Origin of the sequence: Thalassospira sp. MCCC 1A02898, assembly GCF_001618185.1 — a bacterium.
Classification (GTDB): Bacteria; Pseudomonadota; Alphaproteobacteria; order Rhodospirillales; family Thalassospiraceae; genus Thalassospira; species Thalassospira tepidiphila.
Genome location: NZ_LPXK01000012.1, coordinates 431,107 through 445,427 on the forward strand (window position 1 = coordinate 431,107; position 14,321 = coordinate 445,427).

The following is a 14,321-nucleotide window of genomic DNA, read 5'->3' on the forward strand; positions in this document are numbered from 1 at the left end:
ACAAACCGCTACAGCATATCATCTCATGGCAGCGGAAGATCTGCGGGAAACGAGGATCAACCGCCATTCCCGCTGGTCTGATGACAGATGGTTCTTCGACAATCTGACGCCAGGTCACGACGCTGCAGCCAGCACCATACGCTGGGATTTCATCATGCCGGACGGCAGTAAATTCGTTGATCCTAAATGGGCGATATTGCTCGACGCGCATCGTCGACTGGTCTGGTCATTGATTGTCGACCCAAGACAGCGACATAGATACAAGCCGGGCTCAATGGGCAAGCTCTCCCGGCGGGTTCATTATCTTGCCCGCTGGATGGGCAAATCCGGCTACGCTCATTTCGGCGCGCTTGATACCTGTGCTTTTGACCAGTATCTCGACAACCTGCTCATCGACAAGCAGAATAAAGCCAATCTCAACGCCGTGTATCTTATGGAACATCTCGCATTGCCTGTTTCTCTGGGATATCAGGCCCCTGTTCTGGCAAAGGCGGGAATTCCTGTACCGGGCAGCGCCCCCCTGGCATGGCATGACAGCGTTCGAGGTCGCGAAACAGCTGGCAGGCCGGGAACAGGGATCCGTCCCGCCAGTCCCCGACCCCATATTTTTGCACATAATGACCAGCGCCTTGTGCATGCTTGACGCGGCAGAGGATATTATTTTACAGGCTCGGCATTTCGCGGACACCAAAGACCTGCAGGTTGCCGAAAAACATGCACCAGACAGGAAGCATTTACGCGATCGCATGAACTCTCTGACTGACGCGTGCCTGATCCTCATCCAGGGATTGTCGGGTATCAGAGTGAGTGAATTGCTGGGACTGCAAGCCTCTGATACGCCACTGGCGCAAAATGCCTTGCCCGATTGCATAAAAATTGAACCGTCGGCCAGCGGTCTTCATGAGATATTTTACCTTTCCGGTCATCTCTACAAGGCAACGAAGTCTCCCCGCCCCGTTACCTGGGTCACCGGACTGCGCCCGGTCGGGAGTGACCACCTTCCAGTTCCGGTCAAGGCAATATCTGTCATCGAAAGGTTGTACGCCCCCTGGCGCACTCGAAGAAACATCAACGAACTGATTATTGGTTTTAGCCGAGCAAAAAGCCTGACCAAAGATGTGAAAGCCCATACTTTAAGTTGGGTCAATCGCTGCCAGAGAAGGTTCTTTGTCAGAAGCGGTGTAAAGGATTGGACTGTGACCTCTCATCAATGGCGCAAATCCTTCGCCCAATATGTCATCCGAAGCGACAGTCGCATGCTCCCGGTGCTTCAGGAGCATTTCAAACACATCAGTATGGCGATGACGGAACAGGGATATATAAATGCGGATCCAGAACTGAAACAGATCCTTGATGATGCTGCGGTTCAGTCAACGGTCTCTCTCATTGGCGAAATGATTGCCGGCAGAAAAACCGTCTCGGGGGCCCTCAGTGGAAAACTGAAAGAGACTGCGAATCAACTCGGAAAATCTCTGGACAACCGTCCGGAAAATGACCGCCCACGCGATATTGAAGAACTCGTTCGTACCTCGGGTATACGGGCACATGATATTCGCTGGGGAAAGACATCCCTCGGAACCTGCCTGTTTCGACAGGGAACCGGGAATTGTACCATCGGTTGCTCTGCCCGATGGGTGATCAGTGCCCCTCTATGGTCGGCCGCACGCCCGGATTTATGTTGGGAATGTCAAAATCTTGTCCTTGACGAGACTCATTTGCCCTTCTGGAAAGACCGCCGGGCCAAATTGCAAGATGATCTGAAAACGGCAACAACCAATGATGACTTTGCTCTCGCGCAACTCTGCAAACAACGCCTCGAACAATGTATTATGGTGCTAAACAAGCTTGAAAATACTGAAACGACAGCTACAGAAAACAGCAATCCTGGGTAATCGAACCATGTCCTCTACATCTGTTGAAACAGCATTCATGATGGCGATTGATCGGCTACTCGCCCGCAATGTTCTCAAAGCGAATTCCAGCGATGTATCCAAAATCAGTAAAAGTGTGGTTGCGCGCGAAGCCGGGCACAGTAGGACAACGCTGTACAAATATCCAAACGTGCTTGCACGATTGAAATCACTTGAAGCCACAACGAAACCGTCAAAGCAGAGTAAAATAGTGAGGCTGCGCCAGGAAAATGCCCGACTGGAGCAAGAAAGCAGAATGGCCAGAGACCTGATGGCAACAATGCTGCTTCAAATGCGCGAGATGGAACGACAAACAGATTCAGGAATTCGTCAGGCAGTACGTATGACACAAGCAGAAGGTTCTGATAAGTAATGGCTTTCCACGACACAGGAAGGCCCTTAACAAGCCTTTTACATTAATCATGGTGGCTACGCCAAGCCTCTGCTAAGGCACATGTCTCCCATCTTCCATAAATCATCCCCACGTACGACAGATCACTTCCTCAGATCAGTAGAGAGACGCCTCCCCAAATTTATGCCTCTGCCCAGTCTGCCAGATTGACAAACAGCCCGAACCAGATTGACCATAGGCCAAGGGCGATGAAAACAAAGCCGGTCAACCAGCGGCGCGCGCGCATCCAGTCGGTAAGCCCGACCAGAAACGAGGCAAATCGCGGCACGACAGAAAACGGCACCAATGGAAGTGATAGCGACAGAGCAAAGACGGTCATCAGGACGAACCCCATCGCGGCGGAACCTGTTGCAGTTGCCGCTCCCATCAGGCCAAACAAGATCGGTGCGGCACAGGCTGGAATGTTCAGGCCGAACGCAATGCCCTGAACCCACGGGTTGCGCGTAACCCGCCAACCATCCGGTGCTATGCGGATACGCTGAAGCAACCGTCTGCCTGCACCGGACAGGAAGACAATCCCGATGACCATATAGATCCCCCCGAACACCAGCCATACGTTGGTCTGAACTCCGATCATGCGTTGTCCCAACATCACGGTCACACCACCGAAACCGCCCATGACCAACAGGCGTGCGAGCATGAATGCTGACAAGGCTCCGATCCGCCTACGCATTGGACGGTCGCACTGGCTGTTCAGAAACAGCATGTGTGCGCCAATCGTGCAGGGTTCGATAAACCCCAGCAAACCCAGCCCAAAAGCAAGACCGGTCAGATTGAACAGGTCCGGTGTCACGATTGCAAATTCCTCATTATCGCCACATGGCATCACCCGGCACAGCAAGACAGTTTGGCAACATCCTTGCCAAAACCCTGGGCGGCAAGTTTCAGTCCCTCGACGGTCGTCAGATACGGAAAGATCGTGTCACCAAGTTCTTTTGCAGTCATGCCGAAACGTAAGGCGATGACCATTGTCTGAATGCTGTCACAGCCCTCGGGTGCCAGTATCTGAGCGCCCAGCAAGCGGTCAGTTGCTTCATCTGCAATGAGTTTTATCAAACCGCGTGTATCATGGGCGGCAAGTGATCTGGGCACCTGATCAAGCGGTACGACAGATGTCTTGACCACAAAGCCCCGTTTCTGTGCCTGAACCTCGGAGAGACCTACTCCTGCAACTTGTGGATCGGTGAAGACAATCCAAGGCATCGTTGTGTTGTCATATGTCCGTTCGTCATGGTTATAGGCATTTAGTGCCGCAAGTTTGGCTCCGTAAGCTGCCATATAAACGAACTGGTCGCGTCCGGTCACATCGCCCGCGGCATATACATCGGGACGCGTTGTCCGCATATAAGCGTCCACAACAATTCCGCCATTCGAATTTACTTCAATTCCGGCCGTTTCGAGTCCTAATCCGTTTGTATTCGGCTTACGGCCCGTCGTTACCAGGATATGTTCAGCAGAAAGAACCTCAGCCTGGCCATCAACGTTAATGGTCAGTTCCGTTTTATCATTCTTCCGTTCAACCCGCTCATAGGTGAGGCCCGTGCGAACGGATACCCCTTCATTCCTTAACTCCTGAGTGAGCGATGCAGTAATTTCCGGTTCTGCTTCGGGAAGAAGCCGTGACCGTGTCACCAGCGTAACCGAGCTGCCGAGCCGTGCAAACATCTGAGCCAGTTCACAACCGATATATCCCCCGCCAATCACGAGAAGTGATTGTGGCTGCTGATCAAGTTCAAGTGCCGTTGTGCTGGTCAGACAAGGGACATTCTCAATGCCCGGAATATCGGGAAATGACGGGGATGTGCCGGTTGCAATGATTGTCTTTCTTGCAACAAGCTTTTTGCCGTCAAGCAGAAGACCGCTGTCATTAAATACAACATCCCCTTCGAGATAATTGATGCCATCATATTCGGGCAGCAGATCGATATATTTCTTCTGACGCAAACCGGAAACCAGTTCATCCTTGGCTTTGATCAGCGACCGCCAGTTGGCAACATGGGCGTTGCCGGCAAGGCCGGGAAACCGCGCTGCCGCCCCGGCACCATGCACGGCCTCTGCGGCCCGGATCATGGTTTTAGAGGGCACGCACCCGACATTGACGCATGTGCCGCCAATCATCCCCTTGCCGATAAGTGCGACCCTTGCGCCCTGTTCAGCGGCCGTAATCGCCGCCGAAAAACCGGCCGAGCCCGCGCCGATGACAGCAAGATCATATTCCTGACCCTGTTTGCGGGGCGTGCAGCAATCATTCATGTCGTTCCCCTTTCCGGGAGGCTGGTTTGTGTGGGACTGGTTGCGTATCGGTGCTGCAGCAGATGCGTGCCCGGTTGCGTTGCCGATAGCCGTAAAGCACCAAGGCGATGAACAGGATCAATCCGGGTATGAGGACATAGTCGATCCAGCCCAGCCATGCCGAGAGGCCGAAGGCCCCGAACGTGACAACGAGGATGGGCGTAAAACAGCAGATCGCGGTAACAATTGTTCCGGTGACCCCGGTTTTGAAAATGGTGTTGTGGTGCAATGTCTAATCCCGCGCCCTGGCCGGATAACCGGCATTTGTCGAAGCGGTCCCAATGGTTTCACCACTGGCAACGGATGGATCGAAGATGACCGTTGCGGTTTTGGCATCGAAATTGATCTCGACTGCCGCTACGCCGGTGACAGCTTCCATTGCGGTTTTAACCGTTACCGGACACAGGGCACAGGTCATGTTTTCGATGTCGAAAACGGTTGTTTGTTCAGCCTGCGATGTGGCACTGGCTGCTTGTGCCGCAGTCGGAAGAAGACCTCCCGGATGCATGGCAGCCAGTCCCAGAGCAAATGCCCCAGCCACGATAATGTCTGTTCGTTTCATGTCGATTTCTCCTAATAGAATAGCGATGCCCACCAGTTGATTGTCAGGGCCAGCCCCACCAGCACGGTTGAGAACCACAGGACGGATTTGGTGATCAGGGCGGATTCGGGGCGGGCGCAGTAAGATCCTTCGTCGCACGCCGGTTTTGTCTTGAAATAGACCTGCCAGAACCCCAGCCCGATGAATATCAGTGCCACCGTCGCGAAGAGGGGTTTGTAAGGTTCAAGGGCCGTCAGATTGCCGATCCAGGCCCCGGATACACCCAGCATCAGAAGCAGGAGTGGTGCGACACAGCAGGCCGATGCAAGAATGGCCCCGGTCACACCGCCAGCCGCAAGCAGACCTCTTTTTGCCTGTTTCCCGTCATCGGGCGATAAAGGGTCCGGTTTGATATCGTTCATGTGATTTGCCTCAAGCTCGTTCCTGATCCAAGCTACAGTCTGTAGTTGCTACAGGCTCAAGAGGGTTTTGACCTTATGGACGATCACAATTCCGGGAGGCTATTGAAACGTGCCGAACTGGCGAAGGTGACGGGCTGTCACCCTGAAACCATCCGCTATTATGAAAAGACCGGCATGATGCCCGATCCGCCACGCAGCAAAGCGGGTTACAGGCTGTATGATGAAGCACATGTTTCCCGGTTGCGGTTCATTCTGCGCGCCCGCGAACTGGGGTTTTCGATTGAAGATATCCGGGGATTGCTTGATCTCATGGATGGTGAGCTGCAAACTTGCTCGGAGGTCAAACAGCGTACGGAAAGCCATCTTGCTGACGTGCGCGTAAAAATCGCCGACCTGAAACGGATCGAACAGCTCTTGGCGGAGACGGCTGCACGATGTTCGGGAGAAGACGTACCGGAATGTCCTGTGCTGGAGGCACTGTCATGCACTTAGGACAACAGCATTTGATGTCGGCAATGCCGGAAGTGAAAGAAGCAAGATATCAATTCTTGCGATGTTACAGGCTAGACGTCAAATCGCGGTACGCATCCATCAACGGACGATCCTCGGAGACATAGTCCGTATGCTCCTGATCAAGTTTTTCAAGTGCTGCCAGCATGAATTCGGCAATATCAAGCCTTTCCTGCCAGCAGGCATATCTGAAAGCATGTAAAATGACATGCTCCAATGGGTCGGTTTCGGAAGACATTATTCTGCACCTCCTTCATATCGAGGTTAAAGGCTACGCTATCCAGCAAAAGGAAGGTCAACAGAATTCTTCCGGACAGGCGGGATCAGCCGATAGACGACAGAACAGGAAATGTTTCCAGCAGCCAGAACGCAAAGGCGGACATATAACCGGTCACCATGGCCACGCCCATGACAATCATGATCAAGGCCGCCGCGGCACGAAGGAACCGCCCGAAACGCCCTATGGATTTCAATCTGGCAGACAGGCTCTCGGTGAACAGTGCCGCCAGGAGAAACGGCACACCTAGCCCCACGGAATATATGGTCAGCAATGCAATACCATCGCTGACCGTTGCCGACGCGGCGCTGACGGTCAGAATGGCGCCGAGAACAGGACCGATACACGGCGTCCAGCCGAACGCAAAAGCAAGTCCAAGAGTATATGCCGAAACCACACGCCCACCAGGCAGATCAAGATGAAAGCGCGCTTCCCGCATCATCCACGCCGGACGGAGCGTTCCCAGCATGAACAGCCCGAACAGAATGACAATGCCGCCACCAATCAGATTCATCTCGAACCGGTATCCGAGCAGGAACTGACCAAGTGCTGTTGCACTGGCCCCCAGAAGGACGAAAACCGTGGTGAAGCCCAAAACGAAACACAGGCTGAAACCAAGAGATGACAATCGACCAACTCGGATTGCCTCCGTTCTGGTCGAAAGAGAGGCACCACCCGCGATATAGGAGATATATCCGGGAACCAGAGGCAGCACGCATGGCGAGAGAAACGAGATGAGGCCTGCGGCGAACGCGCTTATTATGCCGATATTGGAAAGTTCAGGCATTAATCTGTATTCCGTAAAATCAGGAACCAAGTATTCAGAGAACAGGAAGGTCAGCTAACCAAACAGTGCTAAGCCTATCTTTGTTCAGGGCTCTTTTCCTACTTTTGAGAACCAGTCTGTTAACTGATCGAGCCACCCCTTTTCAACAGGCGGCTTTGGGGGGTGGACAGCGTTTGTCAATCCGTTCACGTAAAGGATCAGATTCATCTGATTGAAACTCGTGCCGTGAAAAATACCGGCATGGCGGGTATTCCGATCGATAATATGAATCATCGGCGCAGACCCGTCACGCTGGCTCAATTTGGCGAATTTATCGGCAACAGTTACAGCACTGATATCCGAAGACGGCATAACAGGCCGCCAGTTCACCAGATCCCAAGAAGGAGTATCTGAAAAATCTTCGGAATGAACGGTAATGAACGTGACCATTTCCCGCATCGGGCTAATATTCAGCCTCGCCTGAGAGGACGCCAGTAGGGTTTGCTGTTCTGCACAGGCTGCACCACAATCCCTTGGCACAAAACTTAAAATAAGTATCTGATCATCAAGGTCGCTCAAATTAAAGCGACCTTGATTTTGGTTAAAAAGTTCTATCTCTGGAACCTTTCCGGTGTTTGTCACCTCAAAATATGGCTCTTTATCCGCCATCACCTCGTCAAGGTGTTCACCGGGATGATTCGCAAAAGCTGGTGAGGCCGTCAACGCCAGGATCAAAAACAACCACCGGATCATTCTGTTTCCCCCTGCGGCCCGGCGGCAGCTATGCCAAGAATGGCGACGTCAATGCTAATCTCGCCTGCGTTTTCAAAGCGCAATGTCATGGGAAACTTCTCACCTTCACGGAGTTTTTCATGCAATCCCGTCAACATGAGATGCATTGCCCCCGGCGCCAGAGTGACCGGGCGGTTGGCCGGAACATCCAGAGCCATGACATGTCGCATCCGGCGAACATCATCGACCTTGACGACATCATGTATCATCACATGGTCTGCCACAGGTGTAGTGATTTCCAGAAGGCGGTCGGCCGCAGCACTTGTGATCGTAAGATATGCCACCCCCGGACGGGATGTCAGGATCGTGGCACGTGCCCAGGCGTCAGATATTTCGACAAGGCTCTCGGCAGAAACCGGTAGTGCTGTCAGCAAGGTCATAACGAGGGCGATGGCGGTTCTTTTCATATTGTATTCCCGTTCATGATCGCAAGAACCCGGATTGCCATGTCTTCTGCCGACTGGTCTCCTTCCCGAAAGACAGTCTGGTAACGGCCATCCGGTGCCATCAGATATATATGCCCGGAATGGGCCATCAAATAGCCGTCCGGTGCGGTATCGTCGTCCAGCTTTTCGGAATAGACCCGGAAGGCTTCGGCGGCTGCGGCAACATCCTTTTCGCTGCCGGTCAACCCGATCAGGGCCGGATGAAAGGCCCCGACATATTCCGCCATGACGTCAGGCGTATCGCGTACCGGATCAATAGTAATGAATAACGGTGCCACGCGGTCTGCTTCAGGCCCCATTCGGTCAAGCGCATCTGCCATATAGGCCAGTGTGGTCGGACAAACATCAGGGCAGTGTGTGAAGCCGAAAAAGACAAGTTGCCAACGCCCCGGGAAGCTTGCTTCGGTTACACGGTTTCCCTGATGATCGGTCAAGGAAAAATCGGAGTGAATTGCGGCTTCTCCCGTCCCTTCGGCCCCCGACGACATCTGCTTGTGGTCGGAAGCCTGAAAGATATATGCGCCGCCAAAGAGTAGGGCAGCAAGAACAACCATCCCCCATAATATAGAACGGACGAAACGTAACCGGTTGAAATTATGCGATGTCATGAAACGATCCCGTGGAAAATCCCGCCCGGGTATTTGTCCCGGGCGGGTGCCATGTCACGATGTTATTTGTCGGAAGGCTGCGGCATGTGATCGGTCATAGCAGCCATCATTTCAGTACACTGCTCCATCATCGGCCCCATCTGGCTCATCATCTTCATCATACCCATCATGCCCTGCATATCCCCCATGCCTGAATTGCCATCATGCTCCATCATCGGGGATTGCTTGTCCGGAGTTTGGGCTTCCTGGGCATATAGGGCTGTTGTCGCCAGTCCCGCGACCATCATTGTGGCAAACGCGGTGAGTTTGATTGATTTACGCATCTCTAACATTCCTTTCGGTTGTGGACTCATGTCCCGACTGGGGTGTTACAGACGCTATATTTGCGCCTGATGCAGCCGGGGACCTTCCGGCCTCGTTGCCGGGAAGACTGTTTTTCGGGGTTTCATCGGATGAAGGGGCGATATCGCTGGCGCTCTTTTGCGATGAACAGGCCTTTTTGTTCATGCACAAACCCAGCGCACACATCGCCACGCACGGCAGAACGGAGACGAGCAATGGCGCGATACCGGCGGCAACCAGCCAGCTCCAGTTAAATGCAAGCCCAGCGACAAGGGCAGTTCCAGCCAGCACAAATACACCGCGACGTCCCTTCAGGTAATATCGAACGGCATGAACCACGTCATGCCCAAGCGAGGTATTACCGGATTTGGCTTGTTGTATCTCGGTCATAGGAGTTCCTTCCTCAATCGGTGTAGATGTGGGATTTAAGAAAATCTATCATCTCTGCTGTCGCCCATTCGGTCGGTCCGACAAGTCGACCAAGCTCGCGGCCGTTCCTGTCAATCAGAAGCGTCGTCGGTAAACCGGGGATGCCCAGAGCCGTCGTGGTTTTCATGGTTGGATCGATGAAGAGGTCCAGATTCCGGATGCCGATTTCGCTATAGAAATCCTGCACGACATCCGCTCCGGCCCGGTCGATTGACAAAGCGATAACTTTGAAGACCGAATTGCCAAGTTCGGCCTGCAAGGCATCCAGGGTTGGCATTTCCTCGCGGCAAGGAACACACCAGGTCGCCCAGACATTCAGCAAGACGACCGTTCCCTCAAAATCACTCAGTGTCACAGGCCGACCTTCGGCATCCTCAAACCCGAACCCGGGAAGAGGCCGGGGAACATCATGCATGACAAACGAGCGGTGTTGAAGCTGCCTTGCATTGTCCGTCGCCTGATGGGGGGCATTCTTCTCGTTGCGTAACGAAACTATGGTCAATGTGGTAACAACCACCAGTATGATGCCAGCGGCAAACCCCACTTTCAGGTTCATATACACCAAGAGGCTCTTCATCGAGGTGCCTCCGCAGTTCCGGCACCTGAGGCCTCATTACGCAATTTTTCGACCCTTGGCAGAATGGTCTCGGCCAACACTTTTTCCGTTACCGGCCCGACATGCTTGTAAGCAATGTTCCCTTTTGCATCGACAACGAAGGTCTCAGGGACGCCATAGACGCCCCAGTCAATTGCCACACGCCCGTTAATGTCCGCGCCGGTTCTCGTATAGGGATCGCCAAGGCTATCGAGCCATTCTGCAGCGTCGTCAGGTTGATCCTTATAGTTCAGGCCATGCAGTGGGACGGTGCCGTCGCGAGCCAGTTTCATAAACACGGGATGCTCTTCGCGACACGCAACACACCAGGAGGCAAAAACATTGACCAGCGACACCTCACCTCTGATATCTGTACTCGACAAACCTTGTGTTCGACCTTTTACCGGTGGAAGGTCAAATTCCGGGACCTGTCTACCCAACAGGGCAGAGGGGAGTGTGTTGGGATCAAGAGTTAATCCCTTCGCTAGGGCCACACCCAATATCAATGCTATGCCAAGCGGTAAGAAATAGATCAGCCGGTTGAACCGTTTCTGCGGGCGATGTTCTTTGGGGACTGCAATCATCTCGCCCTCCCGTCTTTAAGATTGAGATTGTGCTGGAATTCGCGTTCTTCGTCCGACCAGACACTCTTGATATAACCGAGTACCGCGATGATCTCCTCATCACTCAGCACATCCTCAAATGCAGGCATATCGCTCTCATACCCCGGCACGACAGCGCCAACCCCGAACTTGGTGATCGCAAACAGTTCCTGATCGCTATGGCGCCATGTGTGGCCACTGGCATCGTGTGGCGGCGCGGGCATCCGCCCGGTGTCAAGGCGGCGCTTCCAGTTTTTCTGCCCCTCAAGATTTGAGCCATGACACGATGCGCAAAATTCAACATAGTCATCCTTGCCCAGTGCTATCTGTTCCGGAGTGAGCGGCTTTTCGAGAAAAGTCAGATTCTCGGGCTTCGCGCTGGCATCCATCACGCCGAACAACAAAGCCATGCCGACGCCAGCCATTAATCCGGTGACCATTGATCCGGGCGATACCGCACTCATTTCCCGCCCCGAAGATATTTAAACAACGCGAGAACGCTCATGATCAGGATCGCAAGGATCAGAAGAAACACAAGACCGCCTCCTGCCATCATCAGCATCATCATCGGGCCACCCATCATCGAACCATCCATCATCTGTCCAAAACACTCATTCATTGGCGTAAACGGCAATGCCGTCCTCTCCGAACGCATAGGTTTTCAGCGTCCCGGTTTTTTCACGTGCCATGCCCGGCGCATTTGGTGGCATGCCGGGCAGCGTGATACCCGTTATATCCGGGCGTTCATCAAGCATCCGTTCAATGATCTCGGCGGGAACCAGCCCGCTTACGACATATCCGTCAATCTCGGCCAAATGGCAGCCCAGCCCTTGCTCCGGGACACCGGCGGCAACGGATCGCTTGTCGAAATCGCGATCATCGACACGGGTAACCTGATATCCATTGGTCTCAAGATATTCGCCATAGGCATCACAGCATCCGCAGTTCGGGTCCCGATAGATTGTGATCGATTTGCTTCTCTCACCAGCTACTGTCACGTTCGTTTGCGCCTCTCCTTTTCCCGGAGCAAACATTGTAAATGCAGCACTTCCGGCAACAGCCAGAATCGCAACACCTGTCACAATCACTAATTTTCTCATCTGTTTCTCCATCATCATATGTTCGCAATGGCGGTCCACGTCCTGCCACCGTCTGGGCTTTGTAAAACCCCGTCGTTATTCACAATTACGAGATCATCAGCGCGTAGCGGATGAACCGCGAGTGCTGTTGCGATAACTTCTGAACGCTTTAACCAGGTGACACCCGCATCCTGCGATTGCCAAATTCCGGATGGCAATCCGGCATAAAGTGTGGCCGGTCGCGATACCGCACTGACCAGCGCACTCACAGGTTCACCCTCAGGTAAGGGTACTTTGGGAGTTGCCTGCTTTCCGGACGCAAGAGCATCCATGGCATCGCCCGGCTGAACATCCTGCCAACGGCAGAAACAATCCGGCACACGCGTTACACCGGTATCGGTTCCGGCATATAGCCAGATCCCACCCATTCCGGTTGCCAGATCGACTGAAGACAGTGCTGTCAGATCTCGCTCGGCATTCGCTAACCATGGCCGGTCCATGACAAACACCCATGACTGACCAGCATCATCGCTCTGCCATAAGCCGTCACCGCGAATGGCGGCATATATGGTATCTGGGTTTGTCGCCGCAGTTGTGATGGCAGTGACTGCCGCTTTTGGCAGTCCTTGCCCACGTACGTCCCAACTTTTCCCGCCATCTACAGACAGAACAATCCTGCCGGTATCCAGACCACCAATAACTCGGCCCGGCCGTTCCGGATGTGTTGCAAGTGTGAGAATGGAACCTGCCGACATCTCCGGCAATGTTATCCAGTTTCGATCCCTATCGCGATACAGAAGCAATGACCCGCGTGCAATAATCAGCGCATTGCTATCAAAAGCAATTGCACTGTTTGAGCTTTCACTAACCGCGGCAAGGGTTGTTGCTGGCAACAGGTAGAGGCCAGCACATGTCACGAGACCGCGAAGCAGCGCACGTCTGGAAACAGAGCCCGCGACTATGGTATTTCTTTTCATATGCAAGTTTCTCAAGGAGTTGGAGCATCAGAACGTAATCCGAATCCCGCTCACAATGATCCTATAAGGTTTGATCTTCAGAGGCCGGGCACCAGTAAAAGCGGGACGCTCAAGGCCGGGGCGGATTGCCGCCTGCTCGTTGAGTGAAGCTGAAGCTATGCTTTGGTGCATGTCGCGACTGCGCCAAGAAATACCGACCAAAGCCGACATTTTGGCACCTGTAGATCGGAAAACATGATTTCCAACCTTGTCTGAAGAAGCTGTAAGGCCCACAACAAAAATTGCGGGCACGAAGCATGTCATGAGAAATCGCGGTGATGCCCCATGACACTGATATCCTCAAACCAAAACGGATTAAGGAGATATCAGTTCAGAGTGTTGGTTCTGGGAGGGAATGGATCGGGAGAGTTTGAGCGGCCGGTAAGGCTGCCTGTCGGCCCGAAATGCTCGACTGAGGCGAGTGCAGGTATTGCAACTTGTACAGGCGAAATTGCGATAGTTGATACCTGAGGGCACGCAATATCGCAGTCCGGCATGATGTCGCCGCTGCCAGAACAATCCTGACAATTGTCCATTGCCAATTCCGCCATCGGCATCCCGACCTCCATAACAGCAGCATTGACCGTCTGGAAACTTGTCCCGACGGCAAAAGCAGCTATCAAAAGTATGGTCAAAAACCTGATGCGATTGAGCATGGTTTACTTCTATCCCAAGGATGCGATGCTGTCTATATCGAACTACAGTAAATCCTATTGCTGCACCTCTGTGCCCATATCCAGAGACTAGGAGAATTGTTGGGTTACGCAGCATTTAATAGGATTTGATTGTGCTTCATCTATAAATTGATTGTTAGCAAGTCATACCCGCAGATTAGTGAATAACTCAGCACAACAGGTTGTTCATCTGTAGCGCATAACGTGATTTCATGGCGACGAATGCAGTAATCTATTGTTTTCACCTTGCTGATGGCTCAAGCAGCAGATGTAAATTCGTGAAATAGTCTGTCTTTGCCACAATATTGCCACTTGACCGCATTGATACATCAAGATAACCATTGCGCTGCAACATTGTGATAGGATTCTCCTTTTGCGGATCATCTCGTGCATACTTTCGGTTGTTATCGCGTTGACAGTAATGCTGTCTGGCGCTGAGGCCGTGCATGCCAAAGCCGCTGATATTAACAGTGGCCATCACAGTGTTGTCTCCGTCATGGCTGACAGTAGTTCTCACACACAGGATCCATCGCACAACGATATTTGTGGCATGGCTGTTTGTGGTCCCTATGTGCAGCAAATGTCTGGTAACTGGAACGCTGCACCTG

Annotated in this window: 24 protein-coding genes; 4 read left to right on the forward strand and 20 right to left on the reverse strand. The window is 53.0% G+C overall.

What is annotated here, in order from left to right:
• The first annotated feature begins 25 nt into the window (after nt 1-25).
• From AUQ41_RS20755 to AUQ41_RS16405, 3 genes are read left to right on the forward strand one after another with little or no spacing between them, the layout of a single operon-like run.
• Entirely contained in the window at nt 26-643 is a 618-nt protein-coding gene (locus tag AUQ41_RS20755; RefSeq protein ID WP_143588748.1) for a hypothetical protein, read from the forward strand.
• Nucleotides 636-1,892: a site-specific integrase gene (locus tag AUQ41_RS16400; RefSeq protein WP_143588747.1), complete on the forward strand. Its 1,257-nt coding sequence runs from the start codon at nt 636-638 to the stop codon at nt 1,890-1,892. The genes AUQ41_RS20755 and AUQ41_RS16400 overlap by 8 nt, the downstream gene beginning before the upstream one ends.
• A 7-nt stretch (nt 1,893-1,899) precedes the next feature.
• A complete protein-coding gene (locus AUQ41_RS16405; protein WP_143588746.1) occupies nt 1,900-2,283 on the forward strand; it encodes a hypothetical protein in 384 nt (127 codons plus the stop codon).
• Between the two features lie 160 nt (nt 2,284-2,443).
• On the opposite strand, the gene AUQ41_RS16410 is transcribed toward AUQ41_RS16405, so the two are convergent.
• Genes AUQ41_RS16410 through AUQ41_RS16430 form a run of 5 tightly spaced genes read right to left on the reverse strand, consistent with a single transcriptional unit; the run spans nt 2,444 to nt 5,577 of the window.
• A complete protein-coding gene (locus AUQ41_RS16410; RefSeq protein ID WP_231886908.1) occupies nt 2,444-3,115 on the reverse strand; it encodes a cytochrome c biogenesis protein CcdA in 672 nt (223 codons plus the stop codon).
• 32 nt (nt 3,116-3,147) lie between these two features.
• Nucleotides 3,148-4,575 (reverse strand): mercury(II) reductase, encoded by a 1,428-nt coding sequence (gene merA, locus AUQ41_RS16415; RefSeq protein ID WP_062959154.1) that lies wholly within the window; start codon nt 4,573-4,575, stop codon nt 3,148-3,150.
• The gene (gene merF / locus AUQ41_RS16420) at nt 4,568-4,843 is read right to left on the reverse strand and encodes a mercury resistance system transport protein MerF (RefSeq protein ID WP_101270210.1); all 276 of its coding nucleotides are present in this window, start codon (nt 4,841-4,843) and stop codon (nt 4,568-4,570) included. Before merF ends, merA begins: the two co-directional genes overlap by 8 nt.
• A 3-nt stretch (nt 4,844-4,846) precedes the next feature.
• A complete protein-coding gene (locus AUQ41_RS16425) occupies nt 4,847-5,176 on the reverse strand; it encodes a heavy-metal-associated domain-containing protein (RefSeq protein ID WP_062959155.1) in 330 nt (109 codons plus the stop codon).
• A gap of 11 nt (nt 5,177-5,187) precedes the next feature.
• Nucleotides 5,188-5,577 carry a mercuric transporter MerT family protein gene (locus AUQ41_RS16430; protein WP_062959156.1) on the reverse strand — a complete coding sequence of 130 codons (390 nt, stop codon included), beginning with the start codon at nt 5,575-5,577 and terminating at the stop codon, nt 5,188-5,190.
• Between the two features lie 75 nt (nt 5,578-5,652).
• Between AUQ41_RS16430 and AUQ41_RS16435 the strand changes: the two genes are divergently transcribed.
• Nucleotides 5,653-6,069, forward strand: coding sequence for a helix-turn-helix domain-containing protein (locus tag AUQ41_RS16435; protein WP_062959157.1), 417 nt, complete (start codon nt 5,653-5,655; stop codon nt 6,067-6,069).
• Nucleotides 6,070-6,133: 64 nt separating this feature from the next.
• Here AUQ41_RS16435 and AUQ41_RS16440 read toward each other — a convergent pair whose 3' ends face one another.
• The 15 genes from AUQ41_RS16440 to AUQ41_RS20765 all read right to left on the reverse strand — a co-directional run bounded on the left by AUQ41_RS16440 (nt 6,134) and on the right by AUQ41_RS20765 (nt 14,191).
• A complete protein-coding gene (locus AUQ41_RS16440) occupies nt 6,134-6,325 on the reverse strand; it encodes a hypothetical protein (RefSeq protein WP_062959158.1) in 192 nt (63 codons plus the stop codon).
• 85 nt (nt 6,326-6,410) lie between these two features.
• The gene (locus AUQ41_RS16445; RefSeq protein WP_062959159.1) at nt 6,411-7,151 is read right to left on the reverse strand and encodes a cytochrome c biogenesis CcdA family protein; all 741 of its coding nucleotides are present in this window, start codon (nt 7,149-7,151) and stop codon (nt 6,411-6,413) included.
• Between the two features lie 84 nt (nt 7,152-7,235).
• Nucleotides 7,236-7,883, reverse strand: a complete 648-nt coding sequence (locus AUQ41_RS16450; RefSeq protein WP_062956572.1) for a hypothetical protein — start codon at nt 7,881-7,883, stop codon at nt 7,236-7,238.
• A complete protein-coding gene (locus tag AUQ41_RS16455) occupies nt 7,880-8,329 on the reverse strand; it encodes a copper chaperone PCu(A)C (RefSeq protein WP_063089327.1) in 450 nt (149 codons plus the stop codon). Before AUQ41_RS16455 ends, AUQ41_RS16450 begins: the two co-directional genes overlap by 4 nt.
• A complete protein-coding gene (locus AUQ41_RS16460; RefSeq protein WP_232308421.1) occupies nt 8,326-8,802 on the reverse strand; it encodes an SCO family protein in 477 nt (158 codons plus the stop codon). The genes AUQ41_RS16455 and AUQ41_RS16460 overlap by 4 nt, the downstream gene beginning before the upstream one ends.
• Nucleotides 8,803-9,038: 236 nt before the next feature.
• Nucleotides 9,039-9,299, reverse strand: coding sequence for a hypothetical protein (locus AUQ41_RS16465; protein WP_062959163.1), 261 nt, complete (start codon nt 9,297-9,299; stop codon nt 9,039-9,041).
• Nucleotides 9,292-9,708: a hypothetical protein gene (locus tag AUQ41_RS21070; protein ID WP_197467363.1), complete on the reverse strand. Its 417-nt coding sequence runs from the start codon at nt 9,706-9,708 to the stop codon at nt 9,292-9,294. The genes AUQ41_RS16465 and AUQ41_RS21070 overlap by 8 nt, the downstream gene beginning before the upstream one ends.
• Before the next feature lie 13 nt (nt 9,709-9,721).
• Nucleotides 9,722-10,324 carry a TlpA disulfide reductase family protein gene (locus AUQ41_RS16475; protein WP_062959164.1) on the reverse strand — a complete coding sequence of 201 codons (603 nt, stop codon included), beginning with the start codon at nt 10,322-10,324 and terminating at the stop codon, nt 9,722-9,724.
• Nucleotides 10,321-10,926, reverse strand: a complete 606-nt coding sequence (locus AUQ41_RS16480; protein WP_063089328.1) for a DsbE family thiol:disulfide interchange protein — start codon at nt 10,924-10,926, stop codon at nt 10,321-10,323. The genes AUQ41_RS16475 and AUQ41_RS16480 overlap by 4 nt, the downstream gene beginning before the upstream one ends.
• On the reverse strand, nt 10,923-11,408 hold the full coding sequence (locus tag AUQ41_RS16485; protein ID WP_063089329.1) for a cytochrome c: 486 nt from the start codon (nt 11,406-11,408) through the stop codon (nt 10,923-10,925). Before AUQ41_RS16485 ends, AUQ41_RS16480 begins: the two co-directional genes overlap by 4 nt.
• Nucleotides 11,405-11,542 (reverse strand): hypothetical protein, encoded by a 138-nt coding sequence (locus AUQ41_RS20760; RefSeq protein ID WP_155988749.1) that lies wholly within the window; start codon nt 11,540-11,542, stop codon nt 11,405-11,407. The genes AUQ41_RS16485 and AUQ41_RS20760 overlap by 4 nt, the downstream gene beginning before the upstream one ends.
• A gap of 13 nt (nt 11,543-11,555) precedes the next feature.
• Nucleotides 11,556-12,044, reverse strand: coding sequence for a DUF411 domain-containing protein (locus AUQ41_RS16490; protein ID WP_196871077.1), 489 nt, complete (start codon nt 12,042-12,044; stop codon nt 11,556-11,558).
• 14 nt (nt 12,045-12,058) lie between these two features.
• Nucleotides 12,059-13,000 (reverse strand): hypothetical protein, encoded by a 942-nt coding sequence (locus AUQ41_RS16495; protein ID WP_196871078.1) that lies wholly within the window; start codon nt 12,998-13,000, stop codon nt 12,059-12,061.
• A 365-nt stretch (nt 13,001-13,365) separates the two neighbouring features.
• A complete protein-coding gene (locus AUQ41_RS16500; protein ID WP_063089330.1) occupies nt 13,366-13,695 on the reverse strand; it encodes a hypothetical protein in 330 nt (109 codons plus the stop codon).
• A 259-nt stretch (nt 13,696-13,954) separates the two neighbouring features.
• Entirely contained in the window at nt 13,955-14,191 is a 237-nt protein-coding gene (locus AUQ41_RS20765) for a hypothetical protein (RefSeq protein ID WP_143588745.1), read from the reverse strand.
• Nucleotides 14,192-14,321: the final 130 nt, after the last annotated feature.

Excerpts from the sequence above, each read along its gene's own strand:
- AUQ41_RS20755 (WP_143588748.1), top strand. The coding sequence starts at position 26 with ATGGCAGCGGAAGATCTGCGGGAAACGAGGATCAACCGCCATTCCCGC.
- merA (WP_062959154.1), bottom strand. The coding sequence starts at position 4,575 with ATGAATGATTGCTGCACGCCCCGCAAACAGGGTCAGGAATATGATCTT.
- AUQ41_RS21070 (WP_197467363.1), bottom strand. The coding sequence starts at position 9,708 with ATGACCGAGATACAACAAGCCAAATCCGGTAATACCTCGCTTGGGCAT.
- AUQ41_RS16405 (WP_143588746.1), top strand. The coding sequence starts at position 1,900 with ATGTCCTCTACATCTGTTGAAACAGCATTCATGATGGCGATTGATCGG.
- AUQ41_RS16500 (WP_063089330.1), bottom strand. The coding sequence starts at position 13,695 with ATGCTCAATCGCATCAGGTTTTTGACCATACTTTTGATAGCTGCTTTT.
- AUQ41_RS16450 (WP_062956572.1), bottom strand. The coding sequence starts at position 7,883 with ATGATCCGGTGGTTGTTTTTGATCCTGGCGTTGACGGCCTCACCAGCT.
- AUQ41_RS16430 (WP_062959156.1), bottom strand. The coding sequence starts at position 5,577 with ATGAACGATATCAAACCGGACCCTTTATCGCCCGATGACGGGAAACAG.
- AUQ41_RS16455 (WP_063089327.1), bottom strand. The coding sequence starts at position 8,329 with ATGAAAAGAACCGCCATCGCCCTCGTTATGACCTTGCTGACAGCACTA.
- AUQ41_RS20765 (WP_143588745.1), bottom strand. The coding sequence starts at position 14,191 with ATGGCCACTGTTAATATCAGCGGCTTTGGCATGCACGGCCTCAGCGCC.
- AUQ41_RS16440 (WP_062959158.1), bottom strand. The coding sequence starts at position 6,325 with ATGTCTTCCGAAACCGACCCATTGGAGCATGTCATTTTACATGCTTTC.
- AUQ41_RS16400 (WP_143588747.1), top strand. The coding sequence starts at position 636 with ATGCTTGACGCGGCAGAGGATATTATTTTACAGGCTCGGCATTTCGCG.
- AUQ41_RS16435 (WP_062959157.1), top strand. The coding sequence starts at position 5,653 with ATGGACGATCACAATTCCGGGAGGCTATTGAAACGTGCCGAACTGGCG.
- AUQ41_RS20760 (WP_155988749.1), bottom strand. The coding sequence starts at position 11,542 with ATGATGGATGGTTCGATGATGGGTGGCCCGATGATGATGCTGATGATG.
- AUQ41_RS16480 (WP_063089328.1), bottom strand. The coding sequence starts at position 10,926 with ATGATTGCAGTCCCCAAAGAACATCGCCCGCAGAAACGGTTCAACCGG.
- AUQ41_RS16495 (WP_196871078.1), bottom strand. The coding sequence starts at position 13,000 with ATGAAAAGAAATACCATAGTCGCGGGCTCTGTTTCCAGACGTGCGCTG.
- AUQ41_RS16465 (WP_062959163.1), bottom strand. The coding sequence starts at position 9,299 with ATGCGTAAATCAATCAAACTCACCGCGTTTGCCACAATGATGGTCGCG.
- AUQ41_RS16485 (WP_063089329.1), bottom strand. The coding sequence starts at position 11,408 with ATGAGTGCGGTATCGCCCGGATCAATGGTCACCGGATTAATGGCTGGC.
- AUQ41_RS16490 (WP_196871077.1), bottom strand. The coding sequence starts at position 12,044 with ATGAGAAAATTAGTGATTGTGACAGGTGTTGCGATTCTGGCTGTTGCC.
- AUQ41_RS16475 (WP_062959164.1), bottom strand. The coding sequence starts at position 10,324 with ATGAAGAGCCTCTTGGTGTATATGAACCTGAAAGTGGGGTTTGCCGCT.
- AUQ41_RS16445 (WP_062959159.1), bottom strand. The coding sequence starts at position 7,151 with ATGCCTGAACTTTCCAATATCGGCATAATAAGCGCGTTCGCCGCAGGC.
- AUQ41_RS16425 (WP_062959155.1), bottom strand. The coding sequence starts at position 5,176 with ATGAAACGAACAGACATTATCGTGGCTGGGGCATTTGCTCTGGGACTG.